General features: G+C 60.3%; 19 protein-coding genes. 8 read left to right on the plus strand and 11 right to left on the minus strand.

From position 1 onward, the window contains the following. Positions 1-7: 7 nt before the first annotated feature. Positions 8-1,225: an ATP-grasp domain-containing protein gene (locus tag BB029_RS20870; RefSeq protein WP_083236466.1), complete on the plus strand. Its 1,218-nt coding sequence runs from the start codon at positions 8-10 to the stop codon at positions 1,223-1,225. A gap of 4 nt (positions 1,226-1,229) precedes the next feature. Then, positions 1,230-1,907 (plus strand): phenylalanine--tRNA ligase beta subunit-related protein, encoded by a 678-nt coding sequence (locus tag BB029_RS20875; protein ID WP_027603764.1) that lies wholly within the window; start codon positions 1,230-1,232, stop codon positions 1,905-1,907. A 28-nt stretch (positions 1,908-1,935) separates the two neighbouring features. Here the strand turns inward: BB029_RS20875 and BB029_RS20880 are convergent, their stop codons facing one another. The 4 genes from BB029_RS20880 to BB029_RS20895 form a co-directional block, all read right to left on the minus strand. Continuing rightward, positions 1,936-2,352 (minus strand): Lrp/AsnC family transcriptional regulator, encoded by a 417-nt coding sequence (locus tag BB029_RS20880; RefSeq protein ID WP_027603763.1) that lies wholly within the window; start codon positions 2,350-2,352, stop codon positions 1,936-1,938. A gap of 68 nt (positions 2,353-2,420) precedes the next feature. Next, complete coding sequence (locus BB029_RS20885; RefSeq protein ID WP_065940624.1) at positions 2,421-3,296, minus strand: carboxylate/amino acid/amine transporter; 876 nt, start codon at positions 3,294-3,296, stop codon at positions 2,421-2,423. A gap of 210 nt (positions 3,297-3,506) precedes the next feature. Continuing rightward, complete coding sequence (locus BB029_RS20890; protein ID WP_065940625.1) at positions 3,507-4,109, minus strand: FMN-dependent NADH-azoreductase; 603 nt, start codon at positions 4,107-4,109, stop codon at positions 3,507-3,509. A 151-nt stretch (positions 4,110-4,260) separates the two neighbouring features. After that, positions 4,261-4,575, minus strand: coding sequence for a hypothetical protein (locus tag BB029_RS20895; protein ID WP_027603760.1), 315 nt, complete (start codon positions 4,573-4,575; stop codon positions 4,261-4,263). Between the two features lie 49 nt (positions 4,576-4,624). Between BB029_RS20895 and BB029_RS20900 the strand changes: the two genes are divergently transcribed. The 5 genes from BB029_RS20900 (at position 4,625) to aqpZ (ending at position 9,865) form a co-directional block, all read left to right on the plus strand. Beyond that, complete coding sequence (locus tag BB029_RS20900) at positions 4,625-5,548, plus strand: LysR family transcriptional regulator (RefSeq protein ID WP_058425360.1); 924 nt, start codon at positions 4,625-4,627, stop codon at positions 5,546-5,548. A gap of 14 nt (positions 5,549-5,562) precedes the next feature. Then, positions 5,563-6,366 carry an alpha/beta fold hydrolase gene (locus BB029_RS20905; RefSeq protein ID WP_065940626.1) on the plus strand — a complete coding sequence of 268 codons (804 nt, stop codon included), beginning with the start codon at positions 5,563-5,565 and terminating at the stop codon, positions 6,364-6,366. Between the two features lie 3 nt (positions 6,367-6,369). Continuing rightward, positions 6,370-6,933 carry a peptidylprolyl isomerase gene (locus tag BB029_RS20910; protein WP_027603757.1) on the plus strand — a complete coding sequence of 188 codons (564 nt, stop codon included), beginning with the start codon at positions 6,370-6,372 and terminating at the stop codon, positions 6,931-6,933. Positions 6,934-7,015: 82 nt separating this feature from the next. Further along, positions 7,016-8,848 (plus strand): ABC transporter ATP-binding protein, encoded by a 1,833-nt coding sequence (locus tag BB029_RS20915; protein ID WP_065940627.1) that lies wholly within the window; start codon positions 7,016-7,018, stop codon positions 8,846-8,848. A 315-nt stretch (positions 8,849-9,163) separates the two neighbouring features. Continuing rightward, positions 9,164-9,865, plus strand: coding sequence for an aquaporin Z (aqpZ, locus tag BB029_RS20920; protein WP_065940628.1), 702 nt, complete (start codon positions 9,164-9,166; stop codon positions 9,863-9,865). A gap of 53 nt (positions 9,866-9,918) precedes the next feature. Here aqpZ and BB029_RS20925 read toward each other — a convergent pair whose 3' ends face one another. The 3 genes from BB029_RS20925 to BB029_RS20935 form a co-directional block, all read right to left on the minus strand. Then, on the minus strand, positions 9,919-10,167 hold the full coding sequence (locus BB029_RS20925; protein WP_065940629.1) for a BrnA antitoxin family protein: 249 nt from the start codon (positions 10,165-10,167) through the stop codon (positions 9,919-9,921). After that, positions 10,145-10,423 carry a BrnT family toxin gene (locus tag BB029_RS20930; protein ID WP_065940630.1) on the minus strand — a complete coding sequence of 93 codons (279 nt, stop codon included), beginning with the start codon at positions 10,421-10,423 and terminating at the stop codon, positions 10,145-10,147. Before BB029_RS20930 ends, BB029_RS20925 begins: the two co-directional genes overlap by 23 nt. A 77-nt stretch (positions 10,424-10,500) precedes the next feature. Beyond that, positions 10,501-11,625 carry a GNAT family N-acetyltransferase gene (locus tag BB029_RS20935; protein WP_065940631.1) on the minus strand — a complete coding sequence of 375 codons (1,125 nt, stop codon included), beginning with the start codon at positions 11,623-11,625 and terminating at the stop codon, positions 10,501-10,503. A gap of 283 nt (positions 11,626-11,908) precedes the next feature. On the opposite strand from BB029_RS20935, the gene BB029_RS20940 reads away from it, so the two are divergent. After that, on the plus strand, positions 11,909-13,252 hold the full coding sequence (locus BB029_RS20940; protein ID WP_065940632.1) for a putative porin: 1,344 nt from the start codon (positions 11,909-11,911) through the stop codon (positions 13,250-13,252). Between the two features lie 107 nt (positions 13,253-13,359). Here BB029_RS20940 and BB029_RS20945 read toward each other — a convergent pair whose 3' ends face one another. From BB029_RS20945 to hrpA, 4 genes are all read right to left on the minus strand, one after another. Further along, positions 13,360-13,605, minus strand: coding sequence for an anti-sigma factor (locus BB029_RS20945; RefSeq protein WP_027603752.1), 246 nt, complete (start codon positions 13,603-13,605; stop codon positions 13,360-13,362). Next, positions 13,599-14,213 (minus strand): RNA polymerase sigma factor, encoded by a 615-nt coding sequence (locus BB029_RS20950; protein WP_065940633.1) that lies wholly within the window; start codon positions 14,211-14,213, stop codon positions 13,599-13,601. The genes BB029_RS20945 and BB029_RS20950 overlap by 7 nt, the downstream gene beginning before the upstream one ends. Before the next feature lie 17 nt (positions 14,214-14,230). Next, complete coding sequence (locus tag BB029_RS20955; RefSeq protein ID WP_065940634.1) at positions 14,231-15,352, minus strand: beta-ketoacyl-ACP synthase III; 1,122 nt, start codon at positions 15,350-15,352, stop codon at positions 14,231-14,233. Positions 15,353-15,701: 349 nt separating this feature from the next. Continuing rightward, on the minus strand, positions 15,702-19,613 hold the full coding sequence (gene hrpA, locus BB029_RS20960) for an ATP-dependent RNA helicase HrpA (protein WP_065940635.1): 3,912 nt from the start codon (positions 19,611-19,613) through the stop codon (positions 15,702-15,704). Positions 19,614-20,355: the final 742 nt, after the last annotated feature.

Genomic DNA, 20,355 nt, shown 5'->3' on the forward strand with positions numbered 1-20,355 from the left:
GCACGACGTGAAAACCGTACTCATCGTTGACCCGTTCTCCACGGGCAAACTCTACGCGCCCTTGCTCAACGCACAGGGCATACGGTGCATCGCCGTGATCTCCACGCGCGCCTTGCCTGAACACTTCACCAACGACCTGATCACCGAGAACTTCCATGAGGTGTATGCCTGGGAAGAGAGCCTGTTGATCACCCTGGAAGCCTTGTCACCGAGCGCCGTGATCGCCGGTTGCGAAACCGCGATCTACCTCACGGACTACCTGACGGAGCTGCTCGACATCCCGGGCAACAGCCGTATCACCAGCGACCTGCGACGTAACAAGTTCTCCATGCAGCAGGCGCTGAAAAAATACCAGTTGGCCCACATCGATTCGCACCTGCTGAGCTCACCGAGGCGCATCGGCGAAGTGCTGGCCAAACTCGACGACTCCGCCACCTATGTGGTCAAGCCGCTGAACTCGGCCGCCACCGAAGGCGTGGTGTTTGCCCAAGGCAAGCGCGAAGTGGAGACCGCCTTGCAAAACGCGGCCTGGCAGCAGAAAAACGACCTGGGCGAAGTCAACCTCGGTTTTATCGTGCAGTCGTTCATAGCGGGACCGGAGTACGTGGTGGATATGGTCGCCTTTGACGGCACCTACATCGTTGCCAGCGTCTGCAAGTACACCAAGATCCAGAAGAACGGCAGCATGTTTGTCTACGAAAGCCTCGACACCCTAGACCCGCAGGCTGCAGAACTGCAACCGCTGACCGACTACGCGCGCCAGGCGGCAGCGGCCCTGGGCGTGCGGGTCGGGCCGATTCACATGGAAATCATCTGGTCTAAGGATGGGCCGGTGATGATCGAGGCCGGCGGTCGCTTGCACGGCGGCATCGCGCCCCTGCTGTTCCAGCAGGTGTATCACCCCGACTTGCTGTCACTGTCGATCGACAGCTACCTCGGCCACCCACGCCCCCAGGCCGATGCGGTCAGCCAGATCAGCCATGGCCGGATCGGTTTCTTCTGCTCCGATGAACGCCATGCCTTCGCTCCGCCCTCCCCCCAGGCCATACAAAGCGCCCAGGCGGATGAGGCCTATTGCGGGCACCGTTATTTTATCGGCGCCGGCGATACCACGCCGGTCACGATCGACTTCGCCACCTGTCCGGGGCTGTTCTGGCTGCAAAGTCCTTCGGCGCAGCAACTGGACGCCAGTACCGCCAACCTGCGAAAAAAACTGTGGGGCTAAGGTTATGAAAAGTCGCTTGATCATCAGAAAGTCAGCCTGTGAGCTGGGCATCAATAATGCGTGCGCCGCCGTGATCGAAGACATCACCGTCTCCGATGACCAGAGCTTCGTCGGGGTACTGCAAAGTAACCTGAACCACGTGGCCTCGCGCCTTAACGAGCTGGACTCGAACGTCGTGTACGAAGGGTTTGCCAAACAGCTCAAGAAACTCGGCTACGAAAATACCGTGAGTGCCAACGAAAAGCTGCTGCGCCGCTTCATCGCCAAAGGCGTGTACCCCATCAACAACATCGTCGACGCCTATAACGCGGTCGCGATCCGACATGGGGTCAGCATCGGCGTGCACACCTATCATCAGAAGGATGACATCTACGTGATGCGTTCGGAAAAGCCGAGGGTGCTACGCCCCCTGTTCGCCAAGAAGGCCATCACCATTCCCGTCGGCGATATCGTCTATACCTGCGGTGATGTGCCGTTGGCGAGCATCGGCAAGGTGGATGCCGATGCCCATGACTTCCGGCTGACAAAAGACTCGTCGAGGTTGTTGGTGGTGATCCTGGGGCACGACGACACATCGTTCCAATTCAACCAGGCGGTCATCGAAGAACTCGTGGACACCCTGCGCCAGAAAATGCCGAACCTGAGCCATCATTTTCTTGAAACCGTGCGCGACCACGCCTGAAGCCAGCACATGAAGGGGTGGCCGGCACCTAGCGCCAGGCCTTCAGCACCGGGTTGACCACCACTTCCTTCACATGCTCGATCTTCAGCAGGCTGTCCTTGAAGACCATCAGCTCTTCAAAGCTCCTGTACCGAACGTCGAGCATCATGTCCACGTCGCCAAACAGTGAATAGGCATGCACCACCTGGCTGAACTGCTGGATCTTCGGAAACACCAGATGGCAGTTGCTGCCATTGAGCGTCAGCATCAAGAACGCCGCTTGCAGGGTCTCATCGCCCTCGGCGACGTTGATGGTGAAGCCCAGGATGATGCCTTTTTCAATCAGCTTTTGAACGCGCGACTCCACTGCGGTTCGAGACTTGTGAACTTGCCGCGCCAATTGCGCCAGGCTGACTCGGGAGTCATCCTTCAAGGCTGCAATGATCAGTTCATCAATCTTGTCCACTCTGCCGCCCCCACACCGTTCTTTTCGATAGCAGACTTTCATTGCCGCTCACGCTTGCCCTCGACCGATCACGTCGCAGACTGTACGCCAGGCGCGGGCTTTACGCCCAATCGACTTATCCACACCGCCCCCAGGATCACCAGGCCACCCAAGGCCAGGCGACCCAGCGGCTCGTGCTGGTTCCAGATCAGCAGGTTCAGCAACAACCCCACGGGCACATGCAGGTTGTTCATCACCGCCAACGTGCCGCCATGCACCAGGCAGGCGCCCTTGTTCCACCAATACATTCCCAGGGCAGTGCTGACCAGCCCGAGGAACACCAGCACGCCCCACTGCAGCGGCGCTTCGGGCAGGAAGTTGGCCTTGCCGAACAGCAGGAACGCCGGCAGCACCACCAGCAACGCGCCGATGTAGAAATAACCGAAGCGCCGGTAGTGCGGCAGGTCACTCGGGTAGCGTGCCACCAGGTGCTTGTACATCACTTGCCCGGCGGCGTAGGTGAAATTAGCCAGCTGCAGCAGCAGGAAGCCCATCAGGAAGTGCGGGGTGATCTGGTCGAAGCGAATCACCGCCGCCCCCGCCACTGCCACCAGGGCAGCAACCAGTGCCCACGGGTTGAAGCGCCGGTTGAGCGCATCTTCGATCAGGGTCACGTGTAACGGCGTGAGAATGGTGAACAGCAGCACCTCCGGCACCGTGAGCACACGAAAGCTCAGGTACAGGCACACATAGGTCACGCCAAACTGCAGCGCGCCGATCACCAGCAGGCCGCGCATAAAGGCAGGTTCCACCGAGCGCCAGCGGGTCAGCGGGATAAAGACCAGCCCGGCCAGCACGACACGCACCAGCACCGCGAAGTAGCTGTCGACGTGACCGGCGAGGTATTCGCCGATCAAGCTGAAGGAAAATGCCTGAATCAGGGTGACAACCAGTAGATAGCCCATGTGCGCCTCGCATCGAATGGGCGGGACATTAAAGGTTTTCGGCGATTGAAGAAACTCGGGGCAAAAAAACCCGACCTCGCTAAAGCGGCAGTCGGGCAGGAGCACTCAGGAGCAACAAGTGCAAAGGGAGGTTCGTACGCGTACTTGAAGGGTTTGCGTGGAGCGATATAAACACCGCGCGATTATCTGACGATTAAAGGATCAACCACCTCATGCCACGAGCTGTACCAGCTGGGCCTTGGCGTGGTTGATGCCCTTTTCCTGGAAGTCCCCGCTCAGGTTCACCCCTTCGGCGTGAATGAAAGTGACATCGTGGATGCCGATAAAGGCCATGACCTGGCGCAGGTACGGTTCCTGGTGATCGGAACTGGCGCCGGTGTGGATGCCACCCCGGGCGGTCAACACAATGGCACGCTTGCCGGTCAACAAACCTTGCGGCCCGGTGGGGGTGTACTTGAAGGTCACACCCGCCCGCAACACGTGATCCAGCCAGGCCTTGAGGGTGCTGGGGATGGCGAAGTTGTACATCGGTGCGGCCATCACCAGCACGTCAGCGGCCAGCAGTTCGTCGGTCAATTCGTTGGAGCGGTCGAGGGAAGCCTGTTCGCTACCGTTGCGCTGATCCGCCGGTTTCATCCAGCCGCCGAGCAGGTTGGCGTCCAGGTGCGGAACCGGGTTGAGCGCCACGTCACGTACCGTGATCCGGTCCATCGGGTGGGCGGCCTGCCATTGGCTGATGAACTGCTGGGTCAGTTGACGGGAGATCGAATCCTGCTGGCGGGCGCTGCTTTCGATGATCAGGACATTGGACATGGCTTCGTAGGCTCCATCTGTAATTGCTGTAAGTCGATGGAGTGGAGATTAGACAGAGCCAATTCGATAAAAAAGCGCAAAAAACTGCTATAACCCATCTATAAATTTGTTTATAAGCGGAGTATCGAGATGGGCATGCTCCGCTGGTGTGTTATTTCGGCGCGCAGGCCAACGCGATACGCATCTTGATAATGGCGCGGTTGAACTTGACCGTGGTGTTGGTGCTTTTCCCCGCCGGCACCGTAACCGTGCGACGACGCGGCGATTCCGGGCCATTGGTGAACGTTACCGAACACACGGCGTCCTGGGTGCCGTAGTTATTCAGCTGGATCGAGCTGATATCGCCGTCCACGTCGGAGGCGGTGTAATCGATGCTCACGCCGTCGATCTTTTTCGTCACGTCGATGGGGTAGGCAAACGCGCTCATCGGCAGCAGCGTCAGCAACACACAACAGAATTTTCTCATTCGGCAGTCTCCAATAGGGACCGCCAGCTTAGGACAAGAGGAACACATCTTGAAAGCGCCCCGCGTTACCCTCGATCAATGGCGCACGCTGCAAGCCGTCGTCGACCACGGCGGCTTCGCCCAGGCAGCGGAAGCGCTGCACCGTTCGCAGTCTTCGGTGAGCTACACCGTGGCCCGTATGCAAGACCAACTCGGCGTGCCGCTGCTGCGCATCGACGGGCGCAAGGCGGTACTCACCGACGCCGGTGAAGTGCTGCTGCGCCGCTCCCGGCAACTGGTGAAAAACGCCAGCCAGCTGGAAGACCTCGCCCACCATATGGAACAGGGCTGGGAAGCCGAAGTGCGACTGGTCGTCGATGCGGCCTACCCCAATGCGCGCCTGGTACGCGCACTTACCGCGTTCATGCCGCAGAGCCGTGGTTGCCGGGTGCGTTTGCGTGAAGAGGTACTGTCCGGCGTCGAAGAGCTGTTGATGGAAGGCGTGGCCGACCTGGCGATTTGCGGCTTCAGCATCCCCGGCTACCTGGGCACCGAAATGAGCGACGTGGAGTTCGTCGCCGTGGCCCACCCCGAGCACGCCTTGCACCGCATGAACCGTGAGTTGAGCTTCCAGGACCTGGAAAGCCAGATGCAGGTGGTGATCCGCGACTCCGGCCGCCAGCAACCCCGGGATGTGGGCTGGCTCGGCGCCGAACAACGCTGGACCGTCGGCAGCCTGGCCACCGCCGCCGCGTTTGTCGGCAGCGGCCTGGGCTTTGCCTGGCTGCCACGGCACATGATCGAGCGCGAACTCGCCGAAGGAGTGCTCAAGCAGCTACCCTTGGAACAGGGCGGCAGCCGCCACCCCACGTTCTACCTGTATTCAAACAAGGACAAACCCTTGGGGCCGGCAACGCAGATCCTCGTGGAGCTGCTGCGCACCTTTGACACCGCCCCCCTGGACGCGCCTTTCGCCGCCCCCCGGCAAGCCTGAAACGGAGTTCATGCATGGCCTGGTTCGACCATGAAGGCTGCAGCCTGCACTATGAGGAATACGGCCACGGCACGCCGCTGATCCTGATCCACGGCCTGGGCTCCAGCAGCCAGGATTGGGAATTGCAGGTGCCGGTGCTGGCCCGCCACTACCGCCTGATCGTGGTGGATGTGCGCGGCCATGGGCGCTCCGACAAGCCTCGGGAGCGCTACAGCATCGAAGGGTTCACCTACGACCTGATCGCCCTGATCGAGCACCTGGACCTGCCGCCCGCCCATGTGGTGGGTTTGTCCATGGGCGGCATGATCGCGTTCCAGCTGGCGGTGGACGAACCCGGCCGGGTCAAGAGCCTGTGCATCGTCAACAGCGCGCCGCAGGTGAAGGTGCGCAGTGCCGACGATTACTGGCAGTGGGCCAAGCGATGGACCCTGGCCCGCACCCTCAGCCTGGCCACCATCGGCAAGGCACTCGGTGACCGGCTGTTCCCCAAACCTGAGCAGGCCGACCTTCGCCGCAAGATGGCCGAACGCTGGGCAAAAAACGACAAACGTGCTTATCTCGCCAGCTTCGATGCGATTGTGGGCTGGGGCGTACAGGAACGACTTTCGAGGATTACCTGTCCAACCCTGGTCATCAGCGCCGACCACGACTACACCCCCGTGGCCCAGAAAGAAAACTATGTAAAACTGCTCCCCGATGCGCGACTGGTGGTGATCGAGGATTCCCGCCATGCCACGCCCTTGGACCAACCCGAAGTCTTTAATACCACCCTGCTCGATTTTCTAGAGACAGTCGAAACCACTACCCAGGATCACTGACCCATGCTGAAAAAAATCGCCTTTTTTGCCGGTTCCGTTCTGTTCGCTGCCAACCTGATGGCCGCCGAGCCTTCCAAGGCGCCACACGTATTGATCTCCACCACCAACGGCGACATTGAAATCGAACTGGACCCGGTCAAGGCGCCGATCAGTACCAAGAATTTCCTCGCCTATGTCGACAAAGGCTTCTACACCAACACGATCTTCCACCGCGTGATCCCGGGCTTCATGGTCCAGGGTGGCGGGTTCACCCAGCAGATGTCGCAAAAGCCGACCGAAGCGCCGATCAAGAACGAAGCCAGCAATGGCCTGCATAACGTGCGTGGCACCCTGTCGATGGCCCGCACCTCGAACCCGGACTCGGCCACCAGCCAGTTCTTCATCAACGTGGCTGACAACGCCTTCCTCGACCCGGGTCGCGATGCCGGTTATGCCGTGTTCGCCAAGGTGGTCAAGGGCATGGATGTGGTCGACATCATCGTCAACTCCCAGACCACCACCAAGCAAGGCATGCAGAACGTGCCTATCGATCCTGTCCTGATCAAGTCGGCCAAGCGCATCGACTGAGGTCTGCAGGTAGCTCCGCGCGCAGCCCACAAGGCCGCGCGCGCATTTGAAAGGAGAGCCCGCCAGGCGGGCGTCAACCCTAATGCTCTATCGTCGTTTTGAACAACTGATCGATATTTTTCGCGACGCCCCCAGCGCCGCCCCTCCCGACAAAGTCCTGCCCTTCTACCTCTACTACCTGCGCCAGGTGTGGCCCTGTTTTGCCGCACTGCTGGTGGTGGGCCTGGTCGGTGCGCTGATCGAAGTCGCGCTGTTCAGCTACCTGAGCCGTATCATCGACCTGGCCCAGGGCACACCGCCCGCTGACTTCTTCCAGATCCACAGTACCGAGCTGATCTGGATGGCCGTGGTCGCCCTGCTGCTGCGCCCGATTTTCAATGGCCTGCACGACTTGCTGGTGCATCAGACCATCAACCCCGGCATGACCAGCCTGATCCGCTGGCAGAACCACAGCTATGTGCTCAAGCAGAGCCTGAATTTCTTCCAGAACGATTTCGCCGGGCGCATTGCCCAGCGCATCATGCAAACCGGCAACTCCTTGCGTGACTCTGCGGTGGCAACAGCGGAAGCCATCTGGCACGTGTCGATCTACGCCATCACCTCCCTGGTGCTGTTTGCCGAGGCCGACTGGCGACTGATGATTCCGTTGATCACCTGGATCATTTGTTACTGCCTGGCATTGCGTTACTTCGTACCGCGGGTCAAGGAGCGTTCGGTAATTTCTTCCGAAGCCCGTTCCAAACTCATGGGGCGCATCGTCGACGGCTACACCAATATCACCACCTTGAAGCTGTTCGCCCATACCCAGAATGAGCAGGAATACGCCAAGGAAGCGATCATTGAGCAAACCGAAAAAACCCAGCTGGCGGCACGCGTGCTCACCAGCATGGATGCGGTGATCATCGTGCTGAACGGCCTGCTGATCGTCACCACCACCGGCCTGGCCCTGTGGCTGTGGACCCAGTCGCTGATTTCCGTGGGCGCCATCGCCCTGGCCACTGGCCTGGTGATTCGCATCGTCAACATGTCCGGCTGGATCATGTGGGTGGTCAACGGCATTTTCGAAAATATCGGCATCGTGCAGGACGGCCTCAAGACCATCGCCCAGCCCCTGGCCGTGGTCGACCGCGACAATGCCCCGCGCCTGACAGTGCCCCAGGGCGAAGTACGCTTCGAGCACGTGGATTTCCACTACGGCAAGCAGAGCGGGATCATTGGCGGCTTGAACCTTGAGATCAAGGCCGGGGAAAAAATCGGCCTGATCGGCCCGTCCGGCGCGGGCAAGTCGACCCTGGTCAACCTGCTGCTGCGCCTCTACGACCTGCAAGGCGGGCGCATCCTGATCGACGGCCAGGACATCGCCGAAGTGGCCCAGGAAACCCTGCGCGAACAGATCGGCATGATCACCCAAGACACCTCGCTGCTGCACCGTTCGATCCGCGACAACCTGCTGTACGGCAAGCCGGACGCCACCGACGAACAACTCTGGGCCGCCGTGCACAAGGCGCGTGCCGATGAGTTCATCCCGCTGCTGTCGGACTCGGAAGGGCGTACCGGGCTCGATGCCCACGTGGGCGAACGCGGGGTGAAACTCTCCGGTGGGCAGCGTCAACGTATCGCCATTGCCCGTGTACTGCTCAAGGATGCGCCGATCCTGATCATGGACGAAGCCACCTCGGCGCTGGATTCGGAAGTGGAAGCGGCGATCCAGGAAAGCCTGGAAACCCTGATGCAAGGCAAGACGGTGATTGCGATTGCGCACCGGTTGTCGACCATCGCGCGGATGGACCGCCTGGTGGTGCTGGAGAAAGGCCAGATTGCCGAGACCGGCAGCCATGCCGAGCTGCTGGCCCATGGCGGCTTGTATGCACGTTTGTGGCAGCACCAGACCGGTGGGTTTGTCGGCATCGACTGAAGCAAACACCGTTTAAAATAATGTGAGGGGGGCAAGCGTACATCGCCTCCTGTAGGAGCGAGCTTGCTCGCGAAAAACGTCAACGATAACGCGTGCTTCCTGAATGAACGTGGCGCCTGTGAGTTTTTCGCGAGCAAGCTCGCTCCTACAAAAAGCCTTAACTGACTGGCAAGCCCCCTCCCACACTTGATGGTCTGGATTTGTGTAAAAACCGTGCTGTACTCAGTGCAGTGCCCAGACGGGCGCTGAAGTAAATCTGCAGGGAGCATCACTGATTTACTGATTGGGTAGAGCGATCTATCAAGGACGTGTTGCATGTCTTTGTTCAAGCGTTCAGTCACAGAGGGGTTGGGAACGTTTTGGCTGGTGTTGGGTGGTTGCGGGAGTGCGGTGTTGGCCGCCGCGTTTCCCGCCGTCGGGATCGGGTTGCTGGGTGTGGCCCTGGCGTTCGGGCTCACGGTGCTGACCATGGCGGTGGCTATCGGGCATATCAGCGGTTGTCACCTCAACCCGGCGGTATCGGTGGGGCTGGTGGTGGGCGGGAGGTTTCCGGCCAGGGAGTTACCGGCGTACATCGTGGCCCAAGTCATTGGCGGGGTGGTCGCCGCCGCATTGTTGTACTTCATCGCCAGCGGCAGGCCGGGCTTTGAACTGGCCGGCGGGCTGGCCTCCAACGGCTATGGCGAGCATTCGCCGGGCGGCTATTCAATGGCTGCGGGGTTGGTCTGTGAGCTGGTGATGACAGCCATGTTCGTGCTGATCATCCTCGGCGCCACCGACCACCGTGCCCCGAAGGGCCTCGCGCCCATCGCCATTGGCCTGGCCCTCACGTTGATCCACCTGATCTCCATCCCCGTGACCAACACCTCGGTCAACCCGGCCCGCAGTACCGGCCCGGCACTGATCGTGGGCGGGTGGGCGATCCAGCAATTGTGGATGTTCTGGCTCGCGCCGATCCTGGGTGCGGTGGCGGGCGGTGTTGTCTATCGATGGCTGGGCAAGGAGGAGCCGGCCTGAGGCAAAGGGTCAGCCCTGCCGGTAGAGCAGGGCTGATTTCAATGGGCAGATACTCAACCCTGATGAGCCTGCATGTATTGGCGCAACAATTGATTGATACGCGTCTGGTAACCCGTACCTTGACCTTTAAACCACTCCAAAACGTCAGCATCCAGCCGAATCGTAACTGCCTGCTTCACCGGCACACGCAACTCTGCACGCCGGAAAAATTCCGCGTCCAACTCAGGAATATCGCTGGTATCAACTTCTTCATCATTCATCTTGGCCAGGCGCTCCCAATCAGTTTTCGATGTTTGCGTCATAATATTTGGCCTCCTTCTTGGTTGCTTTTCGGGCGGAAATGATACGGATCACATCACCGTGCCGCTCGGTGTATACGACCACACCCATTAACAATTTGATCCAGCCAATACTGATCCAACGCTCTTCGCCATAATCCGCTCGATCATCGCGCAAGGCCAGCATTGGATGCCGAAAGATATCCGGAACGTCGTTGAAATCGATGCCGTGCTTGGAAATATTGACTTTGTTCTTGGACTCATCCCACTCAAAATGCATGGCACATCCTGTATGTACTTTTGTACATACAGGATATCGACTCCATTACGTCCTGCCAGCATTGCCAGACCAATGGTTCAGCCCTGCCGGTAAGGCAGGGCTGCCCTCGCCTCTTCGGCATACGCCACAATCCCCACCCGTTCGCGCTCGAGGAAATCCTCGACGGCATTCTTCAACCCGGGATGGCGCAGGTAGTGCCATGACCGGGTGATCACCGGCTCGAACCCGCGAATCAATTTGTGCTCGCCCTGGGCGCCGGCGTCGAAGCGTTGCAGGCCGTGAGCGATGGCATAGTCCATACCCTGGTAGAAGCAGGTTTCGAAATGCAGCCGGTCGAACTCCGCCAGGCAACCCCAGTAGCGGCCGTAGAAGCTGTCGCCACCGATCAAGCTGAAGGCCATGGCCACCGGGCGTGTGCCTTGCTTGGCCAGCACCACACGGATCGCCTCGGGCATGCGCTCGGCCAGCAGGCTGAAAAACGCGCGGGTCAAGTACGGTGTCTGGCGGCGTACCGCGTAGGTATTGGCGTAGCAGGCGTAGACAAAATCCCACTGCGCCTCGCTCAGCGCGTGGCCTTGCAACCATTCGAAGTCGATGCCCTGCCCCGCCACTTGTTCGCGCTCCTTGCGCATCTGTTTGCGCTTGCGGGAACTGAGGGCGTCGAGGAAATCCTGGAAGTCACGGTAGCCACGATTCTGCCAGTGAAACTGGCAACCCAGGCGCTGCAACCAGCCCGGTTGCTGGGCTAACGCCTCATCGGCCAAGCCGTCGGTGAAGTTGATATGGGCACTGGAGAGCCCTTCGATTTCCAGATAGCCCGGCAGGCTCTTCAGCAGTTCGAACCCATCGTCGGCGCTGGCCGCCAACAAGCGGGGGCCGCTGACCGGGCTGAACGGTACGGCCGTCAGCAGCTTGGGGTAGTAATCAATGCCCGCACGCTCACAGGCATCGGCCCAACCATGGTCGAACACGTACTCGCCGTAGGAATGCCATTTGCGATAACTGGGCAATGCCGCCACCAGGCGGTCGCCTTCCCAGTGCAACAAATGTTCCGGTTGCCAGCCCGATTGAGGGCCCAGGCTGGCACTGTCTTCCAGCGCGCTGAGGAAGGCATGCCGCACAAAGGGCTGGGCGTCCGGCACCAGTGCGTCCCAGGCCTGCGGAGCGATTTCGGACAGGTTGTCCAGGCGTTGCAGCGGCATTGGCATCCTCACTACGTCATGGCATGAAAGCCTGGCGAGTATCGCTTATCGCAGGTCCGGGCACACCCCTCAATCGCCCGACAAGGCTCTAAATCAATAGTTCCATTCTTAAATAATTTGTCATCTACATGACATCACTTCGCCACTGCGCCGTCATAAACGATCGTGATACTGACGCCTGTTTTTAGAGCGCCTGGTTCTATCAGGTGGTTATTTTTCCGTCCGTCATCGGTCGGTTGTGTCCTGGATGGTTTGCCATCCCTCCTCACTTTCGGAGATTGATATGCGTCTTGCTTCCACTAAAACTGCAGCGGCCCTGTGCGGTGGCCTGTTACTGGCCCTGAGCGTTCCGGCCGGCGCTGCAGTCGACGCTAAATTGCTCGACATGCTCAAGGCCAACGGCCAGATCACCGCTTCGCAGTACACCGAACTGCAAAACGAGTTGGCCAAAGACCAGAAAGAACAGCAGATCGCACGGCAAGCTCAACAAGAGACCAACGAACAGATCGCGGCCACCGCGAAGAAAACCAACGAGCTGAGCAGCTTCGACCAGAAGCTGGCCTGGGCCGCCAAGACTCAGTTCAAGGGTGATGTGCGCATGCGCCACGAGACCATCAAGGTCGAAGGCGAAAATGGCGTTACCCGCGCCGGCGTCACCGGTCGTGACAAGGACCGCGAACGGATCCGCGCACGCCTCGGCGCCTACACCGAAATCAACCCGCAGGTGGACACCGGTATCCGTATCGCCACCGGCGGCGGCAGCGATGCGCGCTCCACCAACCAGGACCTGGACGGCTACTTCGATAAAAAATCGATCTGGCTGGACCTCGGCTACATCGACTACCACCCTGACCAGATCAAAAACCTGCACATCATTGGCGGCAAAATGCTGCAGCCCTGGGTCAACATGGGCGATGTGATCTGGGATAGCGACATCAACCCGGAAGGCCTGGCACTCACCTACAAGTACCCACTGGGCGGCAGCGCCGAGCTGTTCGGCAGCCTGGGTAACTACAACCTCAAGGACAACGTGGACGGTGACGGCGTGCAGTACCGCCATGACCTGCGCCTGACCACCGGCCAGTTGGGGACCCGCTTCTCGGTGACCGACAACCTGAAAATGACCCTGGGCGGCAGCGTCTACGCCTACCAGAACGATGAAGACAGCCGCGCCTCAGGCACCAGTACCCCGAACGTGCTGGCCACCAACGGTAACACCCCCAACGGCGAGTTCCGCCTGTATGAAGGCTTCGGTCAAGTCGATATCGGCGGCCTGGCGGTCCCCCTGTCGTTCTATGGTCAGTACGTGAAAAACAACGACGCTGTCGACGATGCGGACACTGCCTGGTTGCTGGGTGCCAAGTCCAAGGTGTTCGGTTTCAACCTGGACTACAACTATCGCGACGTGCAGAAAAACGCCGTGGTGGGTGCCTTCACCGATTCGGACTTCGGCGGCGGCTTCACCGGTTCCCGTGGTCACAAGTTCAAAGTCGGCTATGACATCGACAAGAACTTCGCCGTCGGCGCAACCTACTTCCTGACCAAAACCGACACCTACAGCCGCACGCTGGTGGACGGTAGCGCCAAAGCCAACACCTTCCAGCTGGATGCAGAAGCCAAGTTCTAAATGTAAAAGTTGAAAGCCTTGGGCCAGGAAGGCCCAAGGTGGCTGTACCAGACTTGCGTGGGTGGATCGGTCCCCATCATCCGTCCGATCGCCCCACGCGAGCCTGCTTATTCCCCGCCTTTCTGATCCTTGAGCCGCTCGGCAGCCAGCCGTTGCGCCAAGGCATCCACGTCCTTCACCGGTTCCTGCGGCAGCATCCGCAACGTCGCCTGCAGCAGGCGCATCTGGCGGATAAACCGTCGGCAGTTGGGGCAGAACATCAAGTGATGACGCACCAGCAGACGTTCGCGAAAGGTCAATTGCCCATCGAGATAGTCACTGGAACGTGCCACTTGTTCTTTACAGGTCAACATTCGCCCGTTTCCTCAAAATGCTCCACCGTGGCGAAGACTTTAAGCCGTGCTCGATGCAACAGCACGCGGACATTGGAGAGTGAGAGCGTCAGAAGATTACAGATCTCCTCCAGCTCCAGGCCCTGGCGTTCACGCAGCACCAGCACGCTGCTTTGCAGTTCGGACAAACTCAGCAACGTGTGCTCCAGGCATTTGCGCAGTTCATCCTCGGTCAGCAAGGCTTCCGGGGTGTCCTGGTGCCAGGCATACGGGGCGACGGCCCAGTGGCCATCATCGGCAGTAAAGCGGTCATCGCCGATGGTGCCATGGGGCGAAGGCAAGTCGTCGAGCAACACTTCCCGGCGATTCTGCTTATAGCGCCCCTTGGCGGCGTTGGCGGTGATGGTCAGCAGCCAGGTCTTGAGACTGGAACGCCCTTCGAATTTGGCCAGGTTGCGCACCACCGACAGCCAGGCGTCCTGCACCACTTCGTCGGCATGCCGCTGGCCGGCGATGGCATACGCCACCGCCCGCATCGCGCTTTGGTACGTGGTGACCAATTCCTTGTAGGCCCGTTGCTCGCCCTTGAGCAGTCGTTCAAGCAGGTGCGCGTCGTCCGCTGCTGCCATTCAAGACCTCGATTGTCTTAACGCTTGCGCAGGATCACGCTACCGATCGAATAGCCTGCGCCAAACGAACTGAGTACCGCGACAGCGCCCTTGGGCAGATCGTCCTGGTAGGTGTGAAACGCAATCACCGAACCCGCCGAGCTGGTATTGGCGTAAGTATCGAGGATCACCGGTGCTTCTTCCACCGTGGCTTCGCGGCCCAGCAGTTTCTTCACAATCAAGTGGTTCATGCTCAGGTTGGCCTGGTGCAGCCAGAAGCGCTTCACATCGGCCACGTTCAACTGGTTCTCTTCCAGGTGCACGCCGATCAGTTCCGCGACCATCGGGCACACGTCGCGGAAGACTTTGCGGCCTTCCTGCACGAACAGCTTGTCGGGCGCACCGATGCCCTCTTCCGCCGCGCGGTTGAGGAAACCGAAGTTGTTGCGGATGTTATTGGAAAACTTGGTCAGCAGCTTGGTGCTCACCACGTCGAACTGATGCTCGGAGGTCGCCAGGTCGGCGCGCTCGAGGACCACGGCCGTGGCGGCGTCGCCGAAGATAAAGTGACTGTCGCGGTCGCGGAAGTTCAAGTGGCCGGTGCAGACTTCCGGGTTGACCATCAGGATCGCCCGGGCCTGGCCCAGTTGGATGCTGTTGGCGGCGTTCTGGATGCCGAAGGTCGCCGAGGAGCACGCCACGTTCATGTCGAAACCGAAGCCTGCGATGCCCAGGGCTTCCTGGACTTCGATGGCGATGGCCGGGTAGGCACGTTGCAGGTTGGAACAGGCGACGATCACACCGTCGATGTCGGCGGCAGTCTTGCCGGCGCGCTGCAGGGCCTGCTCGGCGGCACCGATGGCCATCTGGCAAAGCACCGACCACTCGTCATTGCTGCGCTCAGGCAGGCGCGGCGCCATGCGGTGCGGGTCAAGGATGCCCTCCTTGTCCATCACAAAGCGGCTCTTGATGCCCGACGCCTTTTCGATGAACGCGGCGCTCGACTCCGTCAGCGCCTGGACTTCACCGCGCTCGATGGCAGCGGCGTTGTCCGAGTTGAACTGGTGCACGTAAGCATTGAAAGACTGCACCAGCTCTTCGTTGCTGATGCTGTTGGCAGGGGTGTAAAGGCCAGTGCCGCTGATGACGACGTTATGCACGATCGTTCCTCTAAATCTGTCAGGCAGATGATATTGGTACCGACGTACCAAACTTTAAGTAGTTTTATTCCGCCCAGCGGACATCAAACTGGCAACGCTTTATTCCTTCGCGCCGCAGACTTTTGCGACGATCCCGGCATTTATAGCGGCGAAGTTTGCCACAAACCCTGGGGTTTGGCGCCATATGCCGGATAAACACCCCGATCAAAACGCCATCAAGTTTCAATGTGGGAGGGGGCTTGCCCCCGATAGCGGTGTGTCAGACAAAGATTCTGTGACTGATATACCGCTATCGGGGTAAGCCCCCTCCCACATTTGGACCTGCTCAGTCTTGGAGACAGGGAGAGCTTCAGGGCTCTACTTGGCTCCACTGCTTGCTCAAGCGCTTGTCGGAAATCGGCACCTTGGTCCCCAACTGCTGGGCAAACAACGACACCCGGTATTCCTCCAACCACCAGCGATACAGCTCCAGTTGCGGGTCGCGCTTGCCTTCCTGGGCGTGCTTGTTCAAGCGGTTCTGGTACTGCGCCCACAGGCCGCCCAGTTCGCTGCTCCACACTCGATCCTTTTGCACCTGGCTCGGCAGTTTCTCCAGGCGCAATTCGATGGCCTTGAGAAAACGCGGCAATTCCTTGAACCACTGCGCCGGGGTTTCGCGCACAAAGCCGGGATAGACCAGGTTGCTCAATTGCTGCTTGATGTCGTTCAGGGCCACGGCCTGGGCCAGGTCGATCTTGCCCTTGAAGCGCTTTTGCAGGCCATGCCAGAGCTTCAGCACGTCCAGGGTCAGGCGCGCCAGGCGTTCGGCGTGTTCGGTCCAGCTGCCACGCTTGCGTTCAGCCAGCGCCGCCAAACCGGCACCGTCACGGGGCAGGCTGGCTTCGCCTTCCAGCACGCAGGTGTCGAGGCTGGCCAGCAGGATGTCTTCCACCAGGGCGTCGATACGCCCCAGTTCGCGGTACATCAGGCCTAGTTCAGTGAGGCCGGGCAATTTGCCGCGCAGGAATTTGGCCGGTTCCGCCAATTGCTGCATCAGCAGGCGCTGCAACGCCCGGCGGTGCTGGAACTCAGCCTCGGCGGCGGTGGAGAAACGCCCCTCTTTCACGGTGCCGTTTTCTTCCACCAGCGCCGGGTAGACCGTCATCGACAGCCCGGCGATCTTCTGCTGAGTTTTCTCAGCCACCGCCGCGAACACCTTGGCCTCCACCGGCTGCTGGCTTTTCGCGGTGTGCGGCACGGCCAGCGCGGCCTGGCTGGCTTCGGCAAAGCGTGCAGTCAGTTCGGCCAGGTCGCGGCCTTCGCCAAGGAACTTGCCTTGGCCGTCGACCACTTCCAGGTTCATCTTCAGATGGTTTTCCACCTGCTGCGCCGCTTCGGCCCAGGCCTCATCGCTGACCCGCGCCCCGGTCATGCGCAGCAGCTCGCGCCCCAATGCCTGGGGCAACGAACCCTGGCCAAACTCGATGCGCTGCAGCGCCGCCTTGACGAAATCCGGTACCGGCACGAAGTTCTTGCGCAGGGCCTTGGGCAGGTTGCGCACCAGGGCGATGCACTTGGCTTCGATCAGCCCTGGCACCAGCCATTCCAGGCGCTCCGGCGGCAAGGCCGGCAGCAGCGGTGCCGGTACGCGCAGGGTCACGCCGTCGCGGGGATGGTTGGGTTCAAAGTGGTAACTCAGGGCCAGTTCCAGGTCGCCCAGGTACAGGGTGTCCGGGTAATGGGCGGCAGTGACTTCACTGGCCTCGCGGGCCAGCACGTCTTCCTCGCGCATGATCAGCAACTGCGGATCTTTCTGGCTGTTGACCTTGTACCAGCTGTCAAAGGTGGCGGTCTGGTGGATCTCCGCCGGCAGCCGTGCGTCATAGAACGCGTACAAGGTCTCTTCGTCGGCCAGGATATCGCGGCGGCGTGCCTTGGCTTCCAGTTCGTCGAGCTGCTCCAGCAGTTGCTGGTTGGCCGTGAGGCACTTGGCGCGGGACTGGATCTCGCCACGCACCAAGCCTTCGCGAATAAACAACTCCCGCGACACCACCGGGTCAATCGGCCCGTAATGCACCGGCCGACGCCCGACCACGATCAGCCCGAACAGGGTGATCTGCTCGAACGCCACCACCTGGCCGCGCTTCTTCTCCCAGTGGGGTTCGAAGTGGTTTTTCTTGATCAAGTGCCCGGCCAGCGGTTCGATCCAGTCGGCATCGATCTTCGCCACCATGCGCGCATACAGCTTGGTGGTTTCCACCAGTTCGGCGGTCATCAGCCATTGCGGGCGTTTCTTGCCGATGCCCGAGGAGGGGTGGATCCAGAAACGTCGCTGACGAGCGCCGAGGTAATCGCCGTCTTCAGTCTTCTGGCCGATCTGGCTGAGCAGGCCGGACAGCACCGCCTTGTGCAGCTTGGGGAAGTCCGCCGGTTCTTTGTTGACGGTCAGCTGCATGTCGCGGCAGATCAGGCTCAACTGGCGATGGGAATCACGCCATTCGCGCAGGCGCAGGTAGTTGAGGAAGTTCTTGCGGCACCAGTTGCGCAGCGGGCTGGCGGTGAGTGCCTGGCGCTGCTCTTCAAAACCACGCCACAAATTGACCAGCCCGGCGAAGTCCGAGTCCGCATCTTTCCACTGTGCATGGGCCTGGTCGGCGGCCTGCTGGCGCTCCGGTGGGCGCTCGCGCGGGTCCTGGATCGACATGGCGCTGGCCACGATCAACACTTCCTGCAAGCTGCCGAGCTTGGCGGCTTCGAGCAGCATGCGGCCCATGCGCGGGTCTACCGGCAGGCGCGCCAACTGGCGGCCCAATGGCGTGAGCTGGCTGTTGCGGTCGACGGCTGAGAGTTCCTGCAACAGGTTGAAACCGTCGCTGATGGCCTTGCCGTCCGGCGGTTCGATAAACGGGAAATCGGTGATTTCGCCCAGGCGCAGGTGCAGCATCTGCAGGATCACCGCCGCGAGGTTGGTGCGCAAAATCTCGGGGTCGGTAAATTCCGGACGCCCGATAAAATCCTCTTCGCTGTACAAGCGAATACAGATCCCCGGCTCCACCCGGCCGCAACGACCTTTACGCTGGTTGGCACTGGCCTGGGAAATCGCCTCGATCGGCAGGCGTTGCACCTTGGCGCGGTAGCTGTAGCGGCTGATGCGTGCGGTGCCGCTGTCGATCACATAACGAATGCCCGGCACGGTCAGCGAGGTTTCTGCCACGTTGGTCGCCAGTACCACGCGGCGCCCTGGATGGGACTGAAAAATGCGCTGTTGTTCGGCCGGTGACAGGCGCGCGTACAACGGCAGGATCTCGGTGTGCTTGAGCTGGGCCTTGCGCAGCATCTCGGCCGCATCGCGAATCTCGCGCTCACCGGGCAAAAACACCAGCACGTCGCCAGGGCTGCGGCGTTCGCTGCGCTCATAGGCGGCGATTTCATCAAGGGTGGCGAGGATCGCCTGATCGACGGTCAGGTCGTCTTCGACACGGTTGCCCTCCTCGTCCTGTTCCAGGGTCAGCGGGCGGTACCAGGTGTCCACCGGGAAGGTGCGACCCGAGACCTCGACAATCGGTGCGTCGTCGAAGTGCTTGGAAAAACGCTCCAGGTCGATGGTCGCCGAGGTGATGATGACTTTCAGGTCCGGACGACGCGGCAGCAGGGTTTTCAGGTAACCCAGCAGGAAGTCGATGTTCAGGCTGCGTTCGTGGGCTTCGTCGACGATGATCGTGTCGTAGCGTTCCAGGTAACGGTCGTTCTGGGTCTCCGCCAGCAGGATACCGTCGGTCATCAGCTTGATCAGGGTGTTGGCGTCGCTCTGGTCTTCGAAGCGCACCTGATAGCCGACCAACGCGCCCAGCGGCGTGGCCAACTCTTCGGCGACGCGGCTGGCGACGCTGCGCGCAGCGATCCGGCGTGGCTGGGTATGGCCGATCAGGCCATATTGGCCGCGGCCGATCTCCAGGCAGATCTTCGGCAACTGGGTGGTCTTGCCCGAGCCGGTCTCGCCGGCAATGATCAGCACCTGATGCTTTTGCAGCGCGTCCTTGATCTCATCGCGCTTGGCGGCGATCGGCAGGCTGTCGTCGTAACGAATCACCGGCAGGCTGGCGCGCCGTGCCGTGACCTGGGCGCAGGACGCCTGCATGCGCACCACCCACTGCGCCAGCTTCTCCTCGTCGGGCTTCTTGCGCAGCTCGAGCAACTGGCGCCGCAAGCGGTGGCGGTCGGCGAGCATGGCGTGGTCGAGGTTTTTCAGCAGTTGGTCGATAGCGGGCGCTTGGTCAGTCATCAGGGCGGCAAGGGTCTTTTGGGTGAGGCAGGTGAGGCCTGCGCAGCGTAAGTCATCAGAGAGGACGGGGATTGTCGCAGATTTCGACCAGTATGGAGACGGTCAGTCAATCAGGACTGCGCTGACTTACCGCCGATGACGATATTTACTACGACACGGAGTGGACCATTCGGTAGTTTCAATAGCAGTAGTCCGATGGGATGGATGGCACGTGAACGGTTCAATAAGACTTCCAGACACCCACCTAACGTGAAACGGAGCTTCCATGGAAATCAGGCCGTCCACTACACCCTCAGACAACCCGCCCTCATACGATGAAGCAATGAGTTCTCGGAACCTGCCGCCCAATGAGCCCCCTCCGAGCTATGCGCAAGCAACAGGTACGCAGCCTTCGACCAGTAATAGCCGTACTCCAGCCGAGCCGGCCACCAACCTGACGGAGAATCGAAGCGCAAACAGCGTTACAAGCGGACTGGCGAGGCTCGGGATGCATTTATTGTCTCGCCTTTAAAATGACGGATCTGACTTACCGCCGACGACGATATTTACTACGACACTGAGTAGATCATCCTGTCGTTTTAATAGCAGAAGTCCGATGGGATAGATGGCATGTGAACGGTTCAATGAGACTTCCAGACACATCTGGCCAACCTTCATTTTTTAACGTGAACCGGAGTTTCCATGCAGATCAGGCTGCCCCCTACGCATACGCGCTCAGACAACCCGCCGTCCTACCGCGAAG

This window comes from Pseudomonas sp. S3E12 (assembly GCF_001702295.1).
In the GTDB taxonomy this organism is placed as follows: domain Bacteria; phylum Pseudomonadota; class Gammaproteobacteria; order Pseudomonadales; family Pseudomonadaceae; genus Aquipseudomonas; species Aquipseudomonas marginalis.

Bases quoted from the DNA above. Each gene is read 5' to 3' on its own strand.
- BB029_RS20875 (WP_027603764.1), top strand. From the start codon at position 1,230: ATGAAAAGTCGCTTGATCATCAGAAAGTCAGCCTGTGAGCTGGGCATC.
- BB029_RS20885 (WP_065940624.1), bottom strand. From the start codon at position 3,296: ATGGGCTATCTACTGGTTGTCACCCTGATTCAGGCATTTTCCTTCAGC.
- BB029_RS20890 (WP_065940625.1), bottom strand. From the start codon at position 4,109: ATGTCCAATGTCCTGATCATCGAAAGCAGCGCCCGCCAGCAGGATTCG.
- BB029_RS20895 (WP_027603760.1), bottom strand. From the start codon at position 4,575: ATGAGAAAATTCTGTTGTGTGTTGCTGACGCTGCTGCCGATGAGCGCG.
- BB029_RS20905 (WP_065940626.1), top strand. From the start codon at position 5,563: ATGGCCTGGTTCGACCATGAAGGCTGCAGCCTGCACTATGAGGAATAC.
- BB029_RS20910 (WP_027603757.1), top strand. From the start codon at position 6,370: ATGCTGAAAAAAATCGCCTTTTTTGCCGGTTCCGTTCTGTTCGCTGCC.
- BB029_RS20915 (WP_065940627.1), top strand. From the start codon at position 7,016: ATGCTCTATCGTCGTTTTGAACAACTGATCGATATTTTTCGCGACGCC.
- aqpZ (WP_065940628.1), top strand. From the start codon at position 9,164: ATGTCTTTGTTCAAGCGTTCAGTCACAGAGGGGTTGGGAACGTTTTGG.
- BB029_RS20925 (WP_065940629.1), bottom strand. From the start codon at position 10,167: ATGACGCAAACATCGAAAACTGATTGGGAGCGCCTGGCCAAGATGAAT.
- BB029_RS20930 (WP_065940630.1), bottom strand. From the start codon at position 10,423: ATGCATTTTGAGTGGGATGAGTCCAAGAACAAAGTCAATATTTCCAAG.
- BB029_RS20935 (WP_065940631.1), bottom strand. From the start codon at position 11,625: ATGCCGCTGCAACGCCTGGACAACCTGTCCGAAATCGCTCCGCAGGCC.
- BB029_RS20940 (WP_065940632.1), top strand. From the start codon at position 11,909: ATGCGTCTTGCTTCCACTAAAACTGCAGCGGCCCTGTGCGGTGGCCTG.
- BB029_RS20945 (WP_027603752.1), bottom strand. From the start codon at position 13,605: ATGTTGACCTGTAAAGAACAAGTGGCACGTTCCAGTGACTATCTCGAT.
- BB029_RS20950 (WP_065940633.1), bottom strand. From the start codon at position 14,213: ATGGCAGCAGCGGACGACGCGCACCTGCTTGAACGACTGCTCAAGGGC.
- hrpA (WP_065940635.1), bottom strand. From the start codon at position 19,613: ATGACTGACCAAGCGCCCGCTATCGACCAACTGCTGAAAAACCTCGAC.